The 15,265-nt window shown below is 71.1% G+C and carries 14 protein-coding genes and 1 riboswitch; of the genes, 8 read left to right on the forward strand and 6 right to left on the reverse strand.

Annotated elements, in window-relative coordinates:
• The first annotated feature begins 36 nt into the window (after nt 1–36).
• On the forward strand, nt 37–1,383 hold the full coding sequence (locus OHB01_RS13745) for a hypothetical protein (protein ID WP_328855463.1): 1,347 nt from the start codon (nt 37–39) through the stop codon (nt 1,381–1,383).
• A gap of 59 nt (nt 1,384–1,442) precedes the next feature.
• On the opposite strand, the gene OHB01_RS13750 is transcribed toward OHB01_RS13745, so the two are convergent.
• Nucleotides 1,443–2,807, reverse strand: a complete 1,365-nt coding sequence (locus OHB01_RS13750; protein WP_240971452.1) for a cellulose binding domain-containing protein — start codon at nt 2,805–2,807, stop codon at nt 1,443–1,445.
• Nucleotides 2,808–3,534: 727 nt separating this feature from the next.
• The gene (locus OHB01_RS13755) at nt 3,535–4,596 is read right to left on the reverse strand and encodes a LacI family DNA-binding transcriptional regulator (RefSeq protein WP_147942630.1); all 1,062 of its coding nucleotides are present in this window, start codon (nt 4,594–4,596) and stop codon (nt 3,535–3,537) included.
• Nucleotides 4,597–4,738: 142 nt separating this feature from the next.
• Here OHB01_RS13755 and OHB01_RS13760 point away from each other — a divergent pair, with 142 nt between their 5' ends.
• The 5 genes from OHB01_RS13760 (at nt 4,739) to OHB01_RS13780 (ending at nt 10,155) form a co-directional block, all read left to right on the forward strand.
• Nucleotides 4,739–6,094 (forward strand): ABC transporter substrate-binding protein, encoded by a 1,356-nt coding sequence (locus OHB01_RS13760; protein ID WP_328708532.1) that lies wholly within the window; start codon nt 4,739–4,741, stop codon nt 6,092–6,094.
• 6 nt (nt 6,095–6,100) lie between these two features.
• Entirely contained in the window at nt 6,101–7,054 is a 954-nt protein-coding gene (locus tag OHB01_RS13765) for a carbohydrate ABC transporter permease (RefSeq protein WP_142648000.1), read from the forward strand.
• Nucleotides 7,051–7,875 (forward strand): carbohydrate ABC transporter permease, encoded by an 825-nt coding sequence (locus tag OHB01_RS13770; RefSeq protein ID WP_142648001.1) that lies wholly within the window; start codon nt 7,051–7,053, stop codon nt 7,873–7,875. Before OHB01_RS13765 ends, OHB01_RS13770 begins: the two co-directional genes overlap by 4 nt.
• Before the next feature lie 5 nt (nt 7,876–7,880).
• The gene (locus tag OHB01_RS13775; RefSeq protein ID WP_328855464.1) at nt 7,881–8,795 is read left to right on the forward strand and encodes an ROK family protein; all 915 of its coding nucleotides are present in this window, start codon (nt 7,881–7,883) and stop codon (nt 8,793–8,795) included.
• Nucleotides 8,796–8,970: 175 nt separating this feature from the next.
• Entirely contained in the window at nt 8,971–10,155 is a 1,185-nt protein-coding gene (locus OHB01_RS13780) for a glycoside hydrolase family 68 protein (RefSeq protein ID WP_328855465.1), read from the forward strand.
• Here OHB01_RS13780 and OHB01_RS13785 read toward each other — a convergent pair.
• Nucleotides 10,145–10,543 carry a VOC family protein gene (locus OHB01_RS13785; RefSeq protein ID WP_142648004.1) on the reverse strand — a complete coding sequence of 133 codons (399 nt, stop codon included), beginning with the start codon at nt 10,541–10,543 and terminating at the stop codon, nt 10,145–10,147. The genes OHB01_RS13780 and OHB01_RS13785 overlap by 11 nt on opposite strands.
• 93 nt (nt 10,544–10,636) lie before the next feature.
• Between OHB01_RS13785 and OHB01_RS13790 the strand changes: the two genes are divergently transcribed.
• The gene (locus tag OHB01_RS13790) at nt 10,637–11,608 is read left to right on the forward strand and encodes a YafY family protein (protein WP_328855466.1); all 972 of its coding nucleotides are present in this window, start codon (nt 10,637–10,639) and stop codon (nt 11,606–11,608) included.
• Nucleotides 11,609–11,657: 49 nt separating this feature from the next.
• Here OHB01_RS13790 and OHB01_RS13795 read toward each other — a convergent pair whose 3' ends face one another.
• Nucleotides 11,658–12,290, reverse strand: coding sequence for an alpha/beta hydrolase (locus tag OHB01_RS13795; protein WP_328855846.1), 633 nt, complete (start codon nt 12,288–12,290; stop codon nt 11,658–11,660).
• 213 nt (nt 12,291–12,503) lie between these two features.
• Between OHB01_RS13795 and OHB01_RS13800 the strand changes: the two genes are divergently transcribed.
• Complete coding sequence (locus tag OHB01_RS13800; RefSeq protein ID WP_261985696.1) at nt 12,504–12,833, forward strand: MarR family winged helix-turn-helix transcriptional regulator; 330 nt, start codon at nt 12,504–12,506, stop codon at nt 12,831–12,833.
• A 66-nt stretch (nt 12,834–12,899) separates the two neighbouring features.
• Here the strand turns inward: OHB01_RS13800 and OHB01_RS13805 are convergent, their stop codons facing one another.
• Nucleotides 12,900–13,349, reverse strand: coding sequence for a C40 family peptidase (locus OHB01_RS13805; protein ID WP_261985683.1), 450 nt, complete (start codon nt 13,347–13,349; stop codon nt 12,900–12,902).
• A 194-nt stretch (nt 13,350–13,543) separates the two neighbouring features.
• Nucleotides 13,544–13,702: riboswitch (cyclic di-AMP (ydaO/yuaA leader) on the reverse strand.
• A gap of 405 nt (nt 13,703–14,107) precedes the next feature.
• Nucleotides 14,108–15,199, reverse strand: coding sequence for a hypothetical protein (locus OHB01_RS13810; protein ID WP_142648008.1), 1,092 nt, complete (start codon nt 15,197–15,199; stop codon nt 14,108–14,110).
• Between the last annotated feature and the right edge of the window lie 66 nt (nt 15,200–15,265).

The raw sequence follows: 15,265 nt of genomic DNA on the forward strand, positions 1-15,265 counted from the left end.
TGCCGGGGTGATGCTCCGGCGTGCGAGACTCCCGGGGTGAGAACGGCGAGCCGGGCATTGGCCGTGCTGATGGTGGTCGTCGCCGGTTGCGCGACGAATCCGGGTTCGACCCCCGCCGACCACGCATCCGCCCCCGGCGGGCGTACGTCCTCACCGGGCGGCGCCGCCGGTGCGAAGCCGATGGCGATGATCTCGCCGCGCCCGGCCGGTGGTGCGGGGCTTCGGCCGTTGCCGGCCCGGCCGGCGAGGTGCGCGCTGCCGCCGGAGGACCGCGACGACCTGCGGGCGTCCGACGTCCCGACGGCATGGCGCACGCTCTGGATCGACCGTGCGCGCGGGGCCGTCGACCTGCTCGCCGTCGCCGCCGACGGCACGCTCTGGGCCACCTTCCGTACGGAGAAGCAGCGCGGAAGCGCCCTGGAAATCAGGGACGACGGGGTGCGCCGCTGGGACGGCGAGGCATGGCGGACGTTCGAGATCCCTCCCCTTCCCGATCGCGGCCCGCAGCCGGTCGTCGCGCTCGCCGCCACCTCGGCCGGCCAGGCCTGGGTGTTCGGCAACTCCAATGACCGGAAGGGAGGGGACACGACGGGGTTCGTCGGCACCTACGAGGGGGGCCGGTGGCGCTCGGAGACACTGGCCAAGCCCGCGGCCGACGCGATCGGGTGGGGTTACACCGCCACCCAGCCGGTCGGAGCGGACCGCATGTGGACCGTGAACGGGCGGGTGGGGCTGCTGTGGACGGGGCGGGAATGGCAGCGCTATCCCCTGCCCGTCGAGGCAGGGGCGCTCAGCGCGTACGACGACCAGGTCTGGGCCGTGACCGGCGCGTACGGCAGGCGGCCGGCGGCGATGCGCTGGGAGCAGGGAGCCTGGCGCCTGATCGGGGTGCCCGTCCTGGAGACGCCGGACCACGACGTGGCGGGCAGCGCGCTCCGGGACGTCGGCGTGATCGGTCCCGACGACGTGTGGGCCGTGGGCGGGGTCACGTGGCTGATGGAGCACGAGTACGACGACGAGAACGAGCCGCTGGAACGGGGACGCCCGGTGGCCCTGCACTGGAACGGGAGGTCGTGGACCTGCCACTGGGGCCCGCCGGGGTCGAGCCGGGAGCGTTCCGCCGGGAGGATAACGACGTTCGGCCAGGCGGAGCCCGACGGCAGGGGCGGCCTGTGGGTGGTCGGCCGCGGCGACCTGCTGTGGCATCTGTCCGAGGGGCGCTGGACCCGCCACCGCATCCCCGCGCCGGCGGGCTATGTGGCCCGGGTAAGCGCTCTGGCCCTGCGCCCCGGCACGGGCCAGGTCTACGCGGCGGGCTCGGTGACCTCGAAGAAGGAGAGCCCCTTCGCCGTCTCCCACGCCGCCGTCTGGCGTGCGGGGTAGGCGACCCCGCAGGCCCGGGGGTGGGCCCGATCGGGCGCCACCCCCGGTGATCCTCGCGATCAGACGATGGTGCAGGGGTTTCCGTTGAGGGCGAACGCCGTGGGCTTGCCGGCGTTGCCGGTGTGGGTGGCCTGGAAGCCGATCTCAGTGGTGGAGCCGGGCGCGATCGTGCCGTTGTAGCTCATGTTCCGCGCCGTGACCTGTCCGCTGCTGGGCGAGTAGGTGGCGTTCCATCCGTTGGTGATGGTCTGCCCGCTGGGCAGGGTGAAGGTCAGCGACCAGCCGTTGACGGTGGAGGAGCCGGTGTTGGTGATGGCGATCTGCTCGGTCAGGCCCTCGTTCCAGGCGTTGACGGTCGCGCTGACCCGGCAGGCGCCCGAACCGCCGCTGGGCGACGCGGACGGAGAAGCCGACGGGGACGCCGACGGAGACGCCGACGGAGACGCGGACGGGGACGAGGAGGGCGAAGCCGAGGGGGACGGCGACGGAGACGTCGTCCCGGACTGGAACTGGGTGAAGAACTTCCACACCTCAGCCGACGTCCAGGTCCTGGCGCCGCTCGTGGAGGTGGACCCGTCGTTGGGGGAGGGCGTGTGGTCGCCGTCGAACGCCGCCCATACGACCGGATAGCCGGCCCGGCATCCCGAGTAGTTGGTGATGATGTGCGTCAGGCTGCCCTGCGAGGGCTCCCGGGGGTTCGTGGGGGTGCAGCCGTTGTTCGAGACGAACCTGTCGCGCAGCTGCCGGCCCAGGGAGATGTTGAGGACCGAGTCGTGGGTGCCGTGGATGCCCATGTACGCGACCGGCTGGGTGCCGCCGTTGCACCCGCTGAGCTGCGCGCCGGAGTAGACCGCGACCGCGCGGAAGACCGTCGGCCGGGCGCACGCGACCGCGAAGCTCATCGAGCCGCCGTAGCTCCACCCCATGGCGAAGCGCTGCGTCGTGTCGACGCAGAGGTCGTTCTCGACGAGCCGCAGCACGTCGTCGGTGAACGTCAGGTCTTCGTTGTTGCTGTTGGCCCAGCCGTTGTTGATGCCCTGGGGTGCGATGAAGATCGTGCTGTTGTTCGAGAGCTGCTTGAGCCCGTAGTAGGCCCAGACGGATCCGTCCGATCCGCCCGAGTCGACGATCTGCGCCGTGCCGTTCAGCCAGTGGTACGCGAAGATCAGCCGGTAGGGGTGGTTGTTGTCGTAGTTGTCGGGAATCCGCAGGATCCAACTGCGGCTCTTGCCGCTGGTCGTGATCGTCTGCGAACCGCTTCTCAGCGTCGGGGTCTTCCCGCAGCCGGAGGTCGCCGCAGCGACGGCGGCGCTCGCCGAGGACGGCGTGGCCGCACCGAGGCTGTCGCTCAGCGCCATGCGTCCCGAGGCCAGGACGAGAAGCGCGGCGGCCGCGACAGCGGTGAAGATGGATCTCTGTCTCAACTTCACGCAACTCCCTTTATCGTTCGAAAGCCGACGTACGTCGATGGGGAAGCAATCGGGTTTGCCGGTGAGCCCCGGCGAGCGGTCTTGCGGAACGGATTCGAACGCTGCGTGAGCCCACCGTCAGTCGACCCCGGAGGAGCGCGGCGACCGGTCGTCGGCAGCGCGCGCGTTCGCCCTTCTCCGTTGCGGAAAGGCATGGCGAACTCTGGTTTCCGTTATCGCGAATATCCTGCTGCCGCCTTCTGAAGGAATGCGGCTTATGGCCTGGCGGGTGCCAGATAAAGGCGGATCATGCCGGGATTCGACGATCCGATCGGCTGGCGTCAGGACAATTCGTGTTAGCGATAACAGAGACGGATGGGCGAGTACTCCTTCCTGCCGGGCGACTGCAAGTGGTGGTGAAGCGGAGCAAATATGAAGTCGCACGGCATGTCAAGGCACTTGTCGGGCCGCCGGGAATCTCTCGCGGGCGGGCGTCCGTGTCGTGAGTTTTCACCAGGGAGAAAGCGAAGGCCGCCGGTGACGCCGCGATGAAAATTTCATCGTCCGCGGCATTGTGTTTGCGGCGGAGAGCCCGCCCTTTTTCGCCGCCGGTCGCCGGGCCGGCCGCTCTCGGCCGGGACGACCGCGACGTCGGCCGCCGAACCGGCCCCGCCGGTCGCCGGGCAGCTCGGGGCCTGAGCGCCGCTCATGTGGCCGGAGCGCTCGGACGCCCGAGTGCCGTTCAGGCGCCCCGCGACGCGATCGACTCCCGGACGCGGATGGGCATCGGCACGCGATGCACCTCGCCCTGCCCGCCGTCGTCCTCACGGTCGCGGCCGATCTCCGTGAACAGCACGTCGACGGCCTTGCGGCCGAGCTCGTAGTGGGGGAGGGCCACCGTCGTCAGCTGGGGGCGCATCCACGAGGCGATCGGGTGGTCGTCGAAGGACACGACGGACACGTCGCCGGGCACCTTGAGCCCGAAGTCGTCGAGTGCCTGGTAGGCGCCGAGGGCGAGCCGGTCGTTGAAGCAGATCAACGCCTGCGGGCGCTCCTTCTCCAACAGTGCCCGGGTCAGGGCGAGGCCGTATTCCGGCTGCCAGTCGGGGCAGACGTGGCCGCCCGCCGGCTTGACCCCCGCCTCGGCGAGCACCTCGCGGATGCCGATGAGCCGTTCGACCGCCGCGACGCTGCCACCCGCCGGGACGTTGCGCCGTGCGGGACCGGCGCCGATCAGGTGGATGCCCTCGCGATGACCGGCGTCGAGCAGGGCCCGCGCGGCGACGCGTCCGGCCTCGATCTCGTCGGGGATGACCGAGGGCAACGGCGACGGCTGCTTGGGGAGCGCGTTGAGCAGGACGGCGGGGGCGGCCGCCATGGCCTTCGGCACCTTGATGGTCCTCGTGTACATCGAGGCCAGGATGATCCCGTCCACCTGACGGTCGTGCATGGCCTGCAGCAGGAGCCGTTCGAGCTCGGCGTCGCCCTCCGTTTCGCCGATGAACAGCATGAAGCCGCGCTCCCGGGCGGCTTCCAAGGCTCCCTTGATCATGTCGCCGGCGAGCCGCGTCGTGGCAACCGTGTCGGAAATGAAGCCAATAGTCCGAGTTGTCCCAGTTCGCAGGCCTACGGATACGATGTTCGGCCGATACTGCAACTCGGCGGCGGCCTTGAGGACACGCTGCTCGACGTCCTGGGAGATGCGCAGCTCCCGGCCCCGTCCGGACAGCACGAGCGACGCGGTGGTCGGCGAGACGCCGGCGGTCTTTGCGACGTCCGCCAGCGTGACCCGTCGTGGGCTCACCGGGTGACCTCCTGCAATGTGGGGGTTGACACCCCGCGACACGTGTGATGAGACTATCGCACTGCTAATCCGATTTAGCAAACCTGAGTCCTGGGGCGTCCGGCGTGTGCCGGCGAGTCCCCGAGCAATCAAGGAGACGCAGATGTCGCGTCGAATTCGCTGGAACGGGGCCGCGCTCGCGGTCGTGATGGGAGGGACGCTGGCGGCGGGCTGCGGGGCGCCCGGCGGCGACGCCCCTCAGCCGGAGGCCACCAGCGCGTCCCTGTCGGCCGCGCCGACCTGTGGCACGGCACCGGTAACGCTCAACGCCTATATCGAGACCGGCTTCCCCCTGCCGAAGGAGCTCAGCACCGAGTTCTCCAAGCAGTATCCGAACGTGAAGTGGAACATCCGCGAAGACCAGTTCGCGGTGATCACGCAGAACGCGCCGCGCGTCCTCGCCGACGACCCGCCGGACCTGATGCGGCTTCCCCAGGTGTCGGAGCTGGTCAAGAACAACCTGCTGAAGAACCTCGACGGCTACGCCAAGGCGTTCGGCTGGGACTCCTGGCCCGCCTCCCAGCTGGAGCAGATGCGCCTGGCTCCCGGCGGGAAGACGCGCGGCGAGGGGTCGCTGTACGCCATGGGGCTGAACTTCAGCATGACCGGCGTGTTCTACAACAAGAAGCTCGCCGCCAAGATCGGCATGTCGTCCCCGCCGGCCACCCTGGACGAGCTGGACGACGCGCTGGCGAAGGCCAAGAGCGCGGGCATCACCCCGATCGCCCAGTTCAACGGAGGGGCCACCGGCGGTCTCGCCTTCCCCCTTCAGGACCTCATGGCCGCGTACGGTCCCCCGGGGCCGATCAACGACTGGATCTACCAGAAGCAGGGCGCCACGATCGACACCCCGTCGAACCTGGACGCGACGCGGCACCTGGAGAAGTGGATCAAGGGTGGCTACTTCTGGAAGGACGTCAACGCCGTCGACTACGCGACGATGATGAGCCGCTTCATCAAGGGCGACGGCCTGTTCATGTTCAACGGCGACTGGGAGTCGGGCAACCTCGACAAGCAGATGCCGGGCGACGTGGGCTTCTTCCTGATGCCGCCGGCGCAGCAGGGCGGCAAGCAGGCCGCGATGTCGGCGCCCCTCACCTACGGGATCAGCTCCAGGGCGAAGAACGCCGACTGCGCGGCGTTCTTCCTCAACTGGGTGGCGACCGACCCGAAGGCCCGTGAGATCGGCGTGAAGGTCGGCGGGTCGCACCCCATGGGCCCGGCGGACGCCCCCATGCCCGAGGTGGCCGACGACACGGTCACGGCGAGCACGCTGGCGGCGGGCGCGAAGATCGCCGAGGACAACGGCGCGATGGACTTCATCGCCAACGCCACCGGCGCGATCTACGCCAAGAGCTGGACGCCCCAGCTGCAGAAGCTGGTCGCAGGGCAGCAGACCCCCGAAGCGCTGCTGAAGTCGGTGCAGAGCGACTACACGAGCCAGGTCGGGGGGAGCTGAGCACCGATGACACGGCCGACTCTCCGCTCGAACGAGTCCGCCGAGGGCGCGGGCGAGCGGAGGAAGCGGAGCTCCGCCCGCGCGGCGGGGCTCCGCACGCCGGGGTGGGTGGCCTGGCTGTTCGTGGCTCCGGCGCTCATCGTCTACGCGGTCTTCGTGCTACGGCCGATCGCCCTCACCGTCCAGTATTCGATGTATCGCTGGGACGGCATCGGCCCGTCCGCCTGGGCCGGGCTGGGCAACTACGCCAAGGTCTTCACCGACCCCGACCTGTTCGCCTCCATCCTCAACGCGATCAAGCTGATCGTGTTCTTCAGCGTGATCCCGGTGGTGCTGAGCCTCGCGATCGCCTCGACGATCCGCCGGATCGCCACGAGCCGGCTCGCGCTGGTGGCGCGGACGGTCCTGTTCCTGCCGCAGGTCATCCCGCTCGTCGCCGCCGGCATCGCCTGGAGCTGGCTGATGTCGTCGACCGGACTGGTCAACCAGCTGCTCAGGCTGGTCGGGCTCGGCGGGGTGGCACGCGCGTGGCTGGGCGACTTCTCCACCGCCCTGCCCGCGGTCGGCGTGATCGGGGCGTGGGTGCTGCTCGGCCTGTGCACGATCCTCCTGCTGTCCGGGATGAGCAAGATCGACCCGGCGCTCTACGAGGCGGCCCGGATGGACGGGGCGGGGCCGCTGCGGGAGTTCTTCTCGATCACCGTGCCCAGCCTGCGGCAGGAGATCGGCGTCTGCGTCACGGTGACCGTGATCGCCGCGCTGGCGAGCTTCGACATCGTGTACGTCTCCACCCAGGGCGGCCCGGGGAACGCGACCATGGTCCCGGGGCTGGAGATCTACTATCTGGCCTTCACCGAGCGGCAGGTGGGCATGGCGTCCGCGCTGGCCGTCGTGCTCATGGTGCTCGTCATCCTCGTCGCCCTTCCCATCCAGTGGCTCACCAAGGACAGGTCCTCATGATCGTCGGGCGTCGGGAGACGTGGACCGGAAGGCTGCTGCTCGTCGTGCTGATGGCGGTCACGCTCATGCCGTTCGTGAGCCTGTTCGTCACCGCGCTGCACCCGTCCGGCAGCTACCCCTCGGGCCTGGAGTGGCCGAGCGATCCGCAGTGGGGCAACTTCGTCGAGGCGTTCAAGGCCGCCCGGATGATCGAGCTGGTGAAGTCGAGCACGCTCATCGTGCTCGGCGTGGTGCCCCTCTCGCTGCTGCTCGGGACGCTGGCGGGGTTCGCCATCGGTCACCTGCGGATGGCGGGACGCAACCTGGTGTTCCTGCTGTTCGTGCTCGGGCTGACGCTGCCGTTCGAGGGCATCATCACGCCGCTGTACTACCAGGTGCGCGACATGGGGCTGCTGAACACCAGATGGGCGATCATCCTGCCGCTCATCGGGCTGTTCATGCCGTTCGCGGTCTTCTGGATGCGGGCGCACTTCGTCAACATGCCCGACGAGCTGTCGGAGAGCGCCCGCATGGACGGCGCGAACGTGTGGCAGCTCTTCTGGCGCATCCACGTGCCGCTGGCCATGCCGGCGCTGTCGTCCCTGGCCATCCTGTTGTTCCTGTGGACCTGGAACCAGTTCCTCCTGGCGATCGTCCTCGTCGACGACCCGTTGAAGCGGACGATGTCCGGGGCCCTGGGCGCCTTCCAGGGGCAGTGGGGCACCAACATGCCGCTGCTCTGCGCGGGTTCGCTGCTGATCCTGGCTCCTACACTCGTGATCTTCCTGATCTTCCAGCGCCGGTTCGTCACGGCTCTGCTGCAAGGCTCTCTGAAGGGATGACGCGAGTGGACGGAACTGCCCCGTTCTCCGGGGGAATCGAGGCGGGCGGGACGAAGTGGGTGTGCGCGGTCGCCGACGCCGGGGGAGAGGTCCTCGCGACCGAGGTGATCCCCACGACCACGCCGGAGACGACCATCGGCGCCGCGCTGCGGTTCTTCGGCGGCCATCCGCCCATCGCCGCGCTCGGCATCGGCACCTTCGGCCCGGTGGACGTGCGGCCGGGCTCGCCGACGTACGGCCGCATCCTGGCCACGCCCAAGCCGGGCTGGGCGGACGTCGACGTCGTCTCCCCCTTCCGCGCCGAGCTGGGCGTACCCGTCCGTCTGGACACGGACGTCAACGCCGCCGCGCTGGGGGAATGGCGCCGTGGAGCGGGCGCGGGGCTCGGCACGATCGCGTACATGACCGTGGGCACCGGCATCGGTGTGGGGGCGGTGGTGAACGGCGGGCTCGTGCACGGGCTCCTGCATCCGGAGTTCGGGCACATCCGCATCCCGCACGACACGGGCAGGGACCCGTTCGCGGGGAGCTGCCCCTTCCACGGCGACTGCCTCGAAGGGCTTGCGTCGGGCGAGGCGATGCGCCGCCGGTGGGGGCGTCGTGCCGAGCACCTGGACGACCCGTCGGCCTGGGAGCTCGAGGCCGGATACATCGCCCTCGCGCTCGTGAACCTGACCTACGCGCTGTCGCCCGAGCGGATCGTCGTCGGCGGGGGCGTCGCCAAGCACCCCGCGCTGCTGCCCGCCGTGCGGGCGCGGCTGCTCACCCTCACCGCCGGTTATCCGGGGCCGCCGGTGCCCGCCGGTCCTGCGGCGATGGACGAGTACGTCACCGGCCCCGCCCTCGGCGATCGTTCGGGGGTGGCCGGAGCCGTGGAGCTCGCACGCGCGGCGCGGTCCGAGGCGCCCGCGTCGTGGTGACGCTTTCTGAGACGTGCGGGGAGACGCCCCGCGCGATGGATTCGGAGGTTCTTCTGATGGCTCCACGGGGGCGGCGAGACGGCACGCCCGGACCGGAGGCCCGGTCCTGCGCACACGAGGTGCTCGCCGGGGGACGGCGACGTGACCGGGGACGGCGACGTGACGGGGGAATCGCGTGAACGGCGTCGCGGAACCGGTGCGGGGCGAGCCCGCGCGCTGGACGCGGCGGCACCTCGCCGCGCCGGTCGGCGGCCCGGCGACGACGGCGCCGGTCATCGGCCTTCCCGCGCCGCCGCGCGTGCTGCCCCACGACGACGTCTGGGATCTGTGGCCGATCCAGGAGGAGGACGGCTCGACGACCGTGGTCGGGGGCCGCGAGTTGTGGATCGCGCTCGCCGCGCCCGCCCTCGGCCACCCCGAGGAGCGTCACGACCACGCCCGTCTCCGGCTGCTCGGCAGGGACGCCGGCGGCTGGACCGACCTCGGCCACGTCTTCGCCGACGGCGCCTCGCCGGGCAGCCGCGAATGGTCGGGATCGACGGTCCGCAGACCGGACGGCACGGTGTCGGTGTTCTACACGGCCGCCGGCCGCCGAGGTGAGGCCCGCCCGACGTTCACCCAGACCGTCGTGGAGGCCCGCGCCCGGCTGGTGACCGACGGCGGCCGGATCCTGCTCGACCCGGCCGCCGAGCACCGGGAGGTCCTCCGTTCGGACGGCGTGACCTACCTGCCGGCCGACGACATCGAGGGCGGACCCGGGCGCATCAAGGCGTTCCGCGATCCCGGCTGGTTCCGCGACCCCGCCGACGGACGCGAATATCTGCTCGTCGCCGCGTCCGTCGCGGCGTCACCCGGCGCGGGCCACGCCTTCATAGGCGCGGTGGCCCTCGCCGCGGCGACGCCGGGCGGCTGGTCGCTGCGGCCGCCCCTCCTCGTGGCCGACGGAGTCAACCACGAGATCGAACGGCCCCACATCGTGGTGCACGGGTCGTCGTACTACCTGTTCTTCTGCACGCAGCGGCAGTCGTTCCACCCGAGGGGAAGCGCCCCCACCGGGCTCTACGGCTTCGTCGCGCCCACCCTCGCCGGGCCGTACACGCCGCTGAACGGCTCGGGGCTCGTGCTGGCCAATCCGGCGGAAGAGCCCGACCAGGCGTACGCCTGGCTGGTCCTGCCCGACCTGAAGGTCGTGAGCTTTCTCAACTACCGCTCCATCGGAGGGCCGGATCCGTGGACGGCCGGGCCCGGCGCGGCGCGGGCCGCCTTCGGCGGGACGATCGCGCCGGTGCTCGAACTCACCCTGCGCGAGGACGCCACCTCCGTGGTCGTTCCCGCGTCGGCGGGAGCCGTCAGCGGGTGAACCTCGCGATTGCCTCCGGGGTGACGGGGGTGAAGAAGTTGACCAGGTTGCCGTCGGGGTCGCGGAGCAGGAGCGACCGGTTGCCCCACGGCATCGTGGTGGGCTCCTGGACGAACTCCTCGACGTGGCCGGTCAGGCTCCGGTGCACGCCGTCCACGTCGTCGACGAGGAACTCGACGATCACGCTGTGGTCGGCGGACGGCCGGGCGGCGCCGGGTGCGAAGAGCGGGACGGTGCGGGTGCTGCCGATCGCGAGGGTCGCGGAGGCGGTCTTGATCTCGGCGAATTCCGCGCTCGCCCAGCGTGCCCGCACGCCCGTGGCCCGCTCGTAGAAGCCCGCGAGGCGCGCGACGTCGTCGGTGATGATGCGGATCGACACGAAGTCCATGGTGATCTCCCTGGTTCCCGGGTTGTTCGTCCCGGGAACACTAGGGCGGATACCGGACAGAAACCGCCCAGTATTGTCACTAGATTGTGTGACGTGGCCCGACCGACTCATCGCGTTCTCACGCTGCTGGAGCTCCTGCAGTCGGGCGGCACGCGGACGATGGCCGAGCTCGCCGACCGGCTCGGCGTCGACGAGCGCACCGTGCGGCGATATGTGGACCACCTGATCGACCTCGATGTGCCCGTCGAGTCGGTGCGCGGCCGATACGGCGGCTATCGCCTCGCCCCCGGATATCGCATGCCCCCGCTCATGCTGAGCGACGACGAGGCGCTCGCCGTGCTGCTCGGCCTGGTCGCCGGTCGCCGCGCGGGGCTGACGACGGCGGCGGGCACGGCGAGCGAGACGGCGGCGGCCAAGATCCGGCGCGTTCTGCCCGAGCGGCTCGCCCGCCGGCTCGACACCGTGCTCGAATCCCTCGCCTTCACGGCCCCGCCCGGCGAGTCCGCCGTTCCCGAGACCGCCGTGTTGCTCTGCGTCGCCGACGCGGTGCGCCATCACCGGCCGATCTCGATCAGGTATACCGCCGCCGATGGTCGGCGCAGCGAGCGCACGCTGCATCCGTACGGGCTCGTCGCCCATTCGGGCCGGTGGTACGTCACGGGCGCGGATCCGGAGATCGGCGAGGACCGGACCTTCCGGCTGGATCGCATCGCGGACGCGAGGACGCTGCCCGGCTCGTTCGAGCCGCCCGCCGGGTTCGATCCGGCGCAGCACGTCCTGGCCGGATTCGCCACGGCTCGATATCGGTACGACGTGGTGCTGCGGATCCAGGGGACGGTCGAGCAGATCCGCGCCCGGCTTCCCGCCGCCGTCGCGACCCTGGCGGATTCCGGGGACGAGGGCTGGCTCCGGGTCGAGGTGCGCGCGGAGCGGCTCGACTGGCTGCCTCCGGTGCTCGCCTCACTCGACCGGCCGTTCGTCATCGAGCGGCCGGACGAGCTGCGCGACCGTGTCGCGGCGCTCGCGGACCGGCTCGCGGCTTCCGCCCGCAGGACCGCAGAGTGACTGCGGGCGGGTGACTGCGGGCGGGTGACTGCGGGCGGGTGACTGCGGGCTAAGCGCTGGTCGCCGGCGAACCGGCCGCGTGCAGATGGCGGTCGATCGCGGCGAAGGTGGCCGCCGGCTGTTCGATGTGCGGCAGGTGACCGGCCTCCGGGATCACCTCCAGCCGGCCGTTGGCGAAGGCGCCGGCGTAGGCGGCGCCGTAAGCCGGGGTGACGATCCGGTCGCTCTCCCCCCACACCAGGAGCGTGGGCACGTCGACGTGCCGCAACCGGCGGAGCAGTTTGGGATCGTGCATGTAGGGGTCGCCCGCCAGCGTGCGCATGGTGGCCATGTCGGCCGCCCGGGCTGCGAGCTGGTCGGCGGGGACGCCGGCCGGGTCGACGTAGAAGCGCTGCGAGTCGTGCCAGGCGTATTCGGCCACGCCGCGCGCGTCCAGGGCGAAGAAGTCGCGGATCGGCTCGCCGGGGACGTCCACGCCCACGGCGTCGACCAGCACCAGCCCGGTGATGATCCCCCGCCGTGTCGCGTACGGCCATCTCGGCGGCGGTCCAGCCGCCGAGGGAGGAGCCGGCGACGAGAACGTCGCGCAACCCCAGGCGATGCAGGCAGTGCAGGTAGGCGAGGGCGAGGTCGTCGATGCCGGTGAGCCACGGGGGACGGTCGGTGCCGTTCCAGCCGGGATGCACGGGCGTCAGGGTGTGTGCCGTCCGGGAGAGGTGCCCGGCGAGCCCGGCGACCGTGGCGGGGCCGCCGCCGCCGTGCAGGATCAGGGCCGGTCTGCCGGTGCCGGCCTCCGACATGGTGAGGGACAGGTCGCGATCTGCAACAACTCGGGCGGGCGGTCAAACACGTCCAATATAGGCAGCACCGGGCCCTGGAGAGCGGGCTGTCGGCGATCGGCGCGACGCTCGCCCAGTGGGACGCCCTCCGGGCGATCAGCCGTACCCCCGGGGCGTCGGCCCGGGAGCTGGCCGCGGCGACGTTCCAGACCGAGCAGGCCTTCGGCACCCTCGCCGGGCGGCTCGTGGCCCAGGGATGGATCGAACGCAGGCCCGGGCACGGCAGGCGCATCGAGCACCATCTCACCCCTTCCGGCGAGCGGGTCCTGGAAGCCGGGCGCAAGGTCGCCGACGAGGTGCTCGCCAGGTGCTACACCGCCCTGCCGGACGCGGACCGCGCGACCCTGCTGGCCCTGCTCCGGCGCCTCGTCGTGGAGGACGCGTAGCCTCCGGCCACGCCCTCGGCGGAGATGCGCTGCGCGGCGGCGCGTCTCCACCGAGGGCGTCCCGGGTCAGACGCCGGGGCGTACGGCGGTGAGGAAGCTGCCCCTCCAATAGGCGTTGAGCCTGTCGACACTGACCACCGCGCCGCTGTGGGGGGCGCTGATCACCTTCCTGTGCCCGAGATACATGCCCACGTGGCCGCCGCCACTGGTGAAGATGAGGTCGCCGGGCTTGAGGTGCGACAGCGAGACCCTCTTCTTGGCGTGCCTGAGCATCGCCCACGTCGTACGCGGGAGCTTGACGCCGGCCTTGCGCCAGGCGAACTGGACCAGCCCGGAGCAGTCGAACGCTCCTGGGCCCGTGGCGCCCCACACGTACGGGTCGCCGAGCTGCTTCTTCGCCACCTTGATGGCGCGCTCGGCCTTCTCCTGCTGGAGAGCCGCCTTGGTGAGCTTCCTCGTGGCGGAGTTCTCGGCCACGGGCGCGGGATGCAGGGGGGTGGTCGTTGTGGGGGGCACGGGCGGGATGACCGCCGAGGTGAGGGCCGGGGCGGGGGCGGGGGCCGGGGGTGGGGATGTCACCGTCGCGGACGCGGCGGCTGCGGGGAGTGCGCTCAATGCTCCGGCCGACGCGGTGAGCGCCGCGCTACCGATCGTGACGCAGGCGATGCGGAGCAGAGTGGTGGAGTTGGTGGACAGGAGGATCTCTCCCTTTGGTCTTCCGCTTGCGCCTACCGGGTTAGCTGACGGATTCGGGCAGGGAAGATCGCCCTACGGCGCCGGCGCGCCGATTCACCCCAGACCTTCGTCGAAGGTCGATTGGTTCCCCGGCTCCGAGCCTCCTAGCTGCTCGGATTCGGCATCACCGGCGCCCAGGGGGGCGGAGAGGCGGGGCGACGGCGACTGTGGATGGTCGAACCCGGCGGGGCCGGGTTCGTAACGACGAGGTCACGTGGACCCCGCCGATGGGCAAGGAAACTACCAAGAGCCCCATATCTCCGCAAAGAGCGTCAAAAGGATAAGGAGCGCATAAAAGGGATCAAATGCGCGAAGTTGCAGGTCAGAGTGCATCTGCGGAAGAGATGTGGCGCTGGTCACACTCGTCCCATCGCGGGCCTGACCTGCGGAGGAAGGCGAGTAAGCCCTGGCGGCGGCGTACATCCTGACCCTGGCGGCCTTCGGCCCCTCGGCTGCCCGCCTGTGGTCCGGAGGGCGTTGATCGTCGCTTGCGCCGCCCGGCTGCCGCCCTGCACGAGCGGGCGTGACCTGCCGGATGGCTAGTTCGTACGCCAGAAGGCGCCGTTGGCGGAGGGGTCGTCGGGGTCGCCCTGCGGCGCGGTGAACCCGGCGCCCCACAGCGTCGTCGTCCCGGGCCTGCGCGCGATCGAGAACAGGGCGGCGTCGGTGCCGGCCTTCCGGGGGATCGGGGTGCTCCGCCACGTCGAACCCGTGACATGCCACAGGGTGGAGTTCCAGTCGCTCTGCACGATCCACACGCCGCCCGCGCCGTCGGGCTCCACCTCCGTGTACGGCTGGGCGTTGACGGCGCCGACCGAGGCGGTCCACGAGCGGCCGTTCCAGTGCATGACCAGGGGGCGGTCGTAGATCTTGTCGTCGCCCTGGTCGTCGGCGCCCTCCCAGCTCACGCCGCCGACGGCCCACACGTTGCGGGGGCCGAGGACGGCGATGTCGGTGAGCACCGCGGCGGCGTCGCGAGCGGGCAGTTTGATCGCGGGGGTGGGCACCAGCGCCCAGGACTTCCCGTTCCACCGCATGATCGCGGGACGGGTGCCCTTGGCCCCCGCCGCCCAGACGTCACCGGCCTTGTACGCGTCGACGGCGGCGGCGTGGGCCGGCAGCGGGACGCTCCGCCACGACGACCCGTTCCAGTGCCTGGCCGAGGCCGAGGAGTCGGCGACCGCCCAGACGTCCTTCGCGCCCGTGCCGTCGGCGTCCGTCGTGGAGAAGCCGCTGCCGAGCGAGAAGGTGGTCCATGTCCGGCCGTTCCACCGGCTCGCCTTCCCCGGGCCGAAGACCCACACGTTCTTGTCCGAGCCGGCGGTCACGGCCGTCAGCTCGTACGACGGGCTGCCGGGGAGCACCTTCCACGATCGGCCGTCGAACCGCTCGACCAGGCCCCGCCGCGTGCCGTTCACGACCCGGTGACCGGCCGCCCACACCGACCCGTTGCCGAGGACCGTCACGTCGTCGAGCACGTCGTCCCCGGGCAGGGTGTTCACCTTGGCCAGCCGCCACGTGGGCGCGGTCTCCCCGGCCTGGCCGCCCTGGTGGGCCGCTCCCGAGGCCGCCGCGGCCGGCAGGAACGCCAGCCCGATCGCCGATATGCCCGAGACGAGTACGGTGCGCACGATGCTTCCCCTTCCGCTCACCAGTACGACGTTTGACCGAGGAGAGTCGTTCACACGTCGCGGAAG

It is taken from the genome of Microbispora hainanensis (genome assembly GCF_036186745.1).
Taxonomy (GTDB): domain Bacteria; phylum Actinomycetota; class Actinomycetes; order Streptosporangiales; family Streptosporangiaceae; genus Microbispora.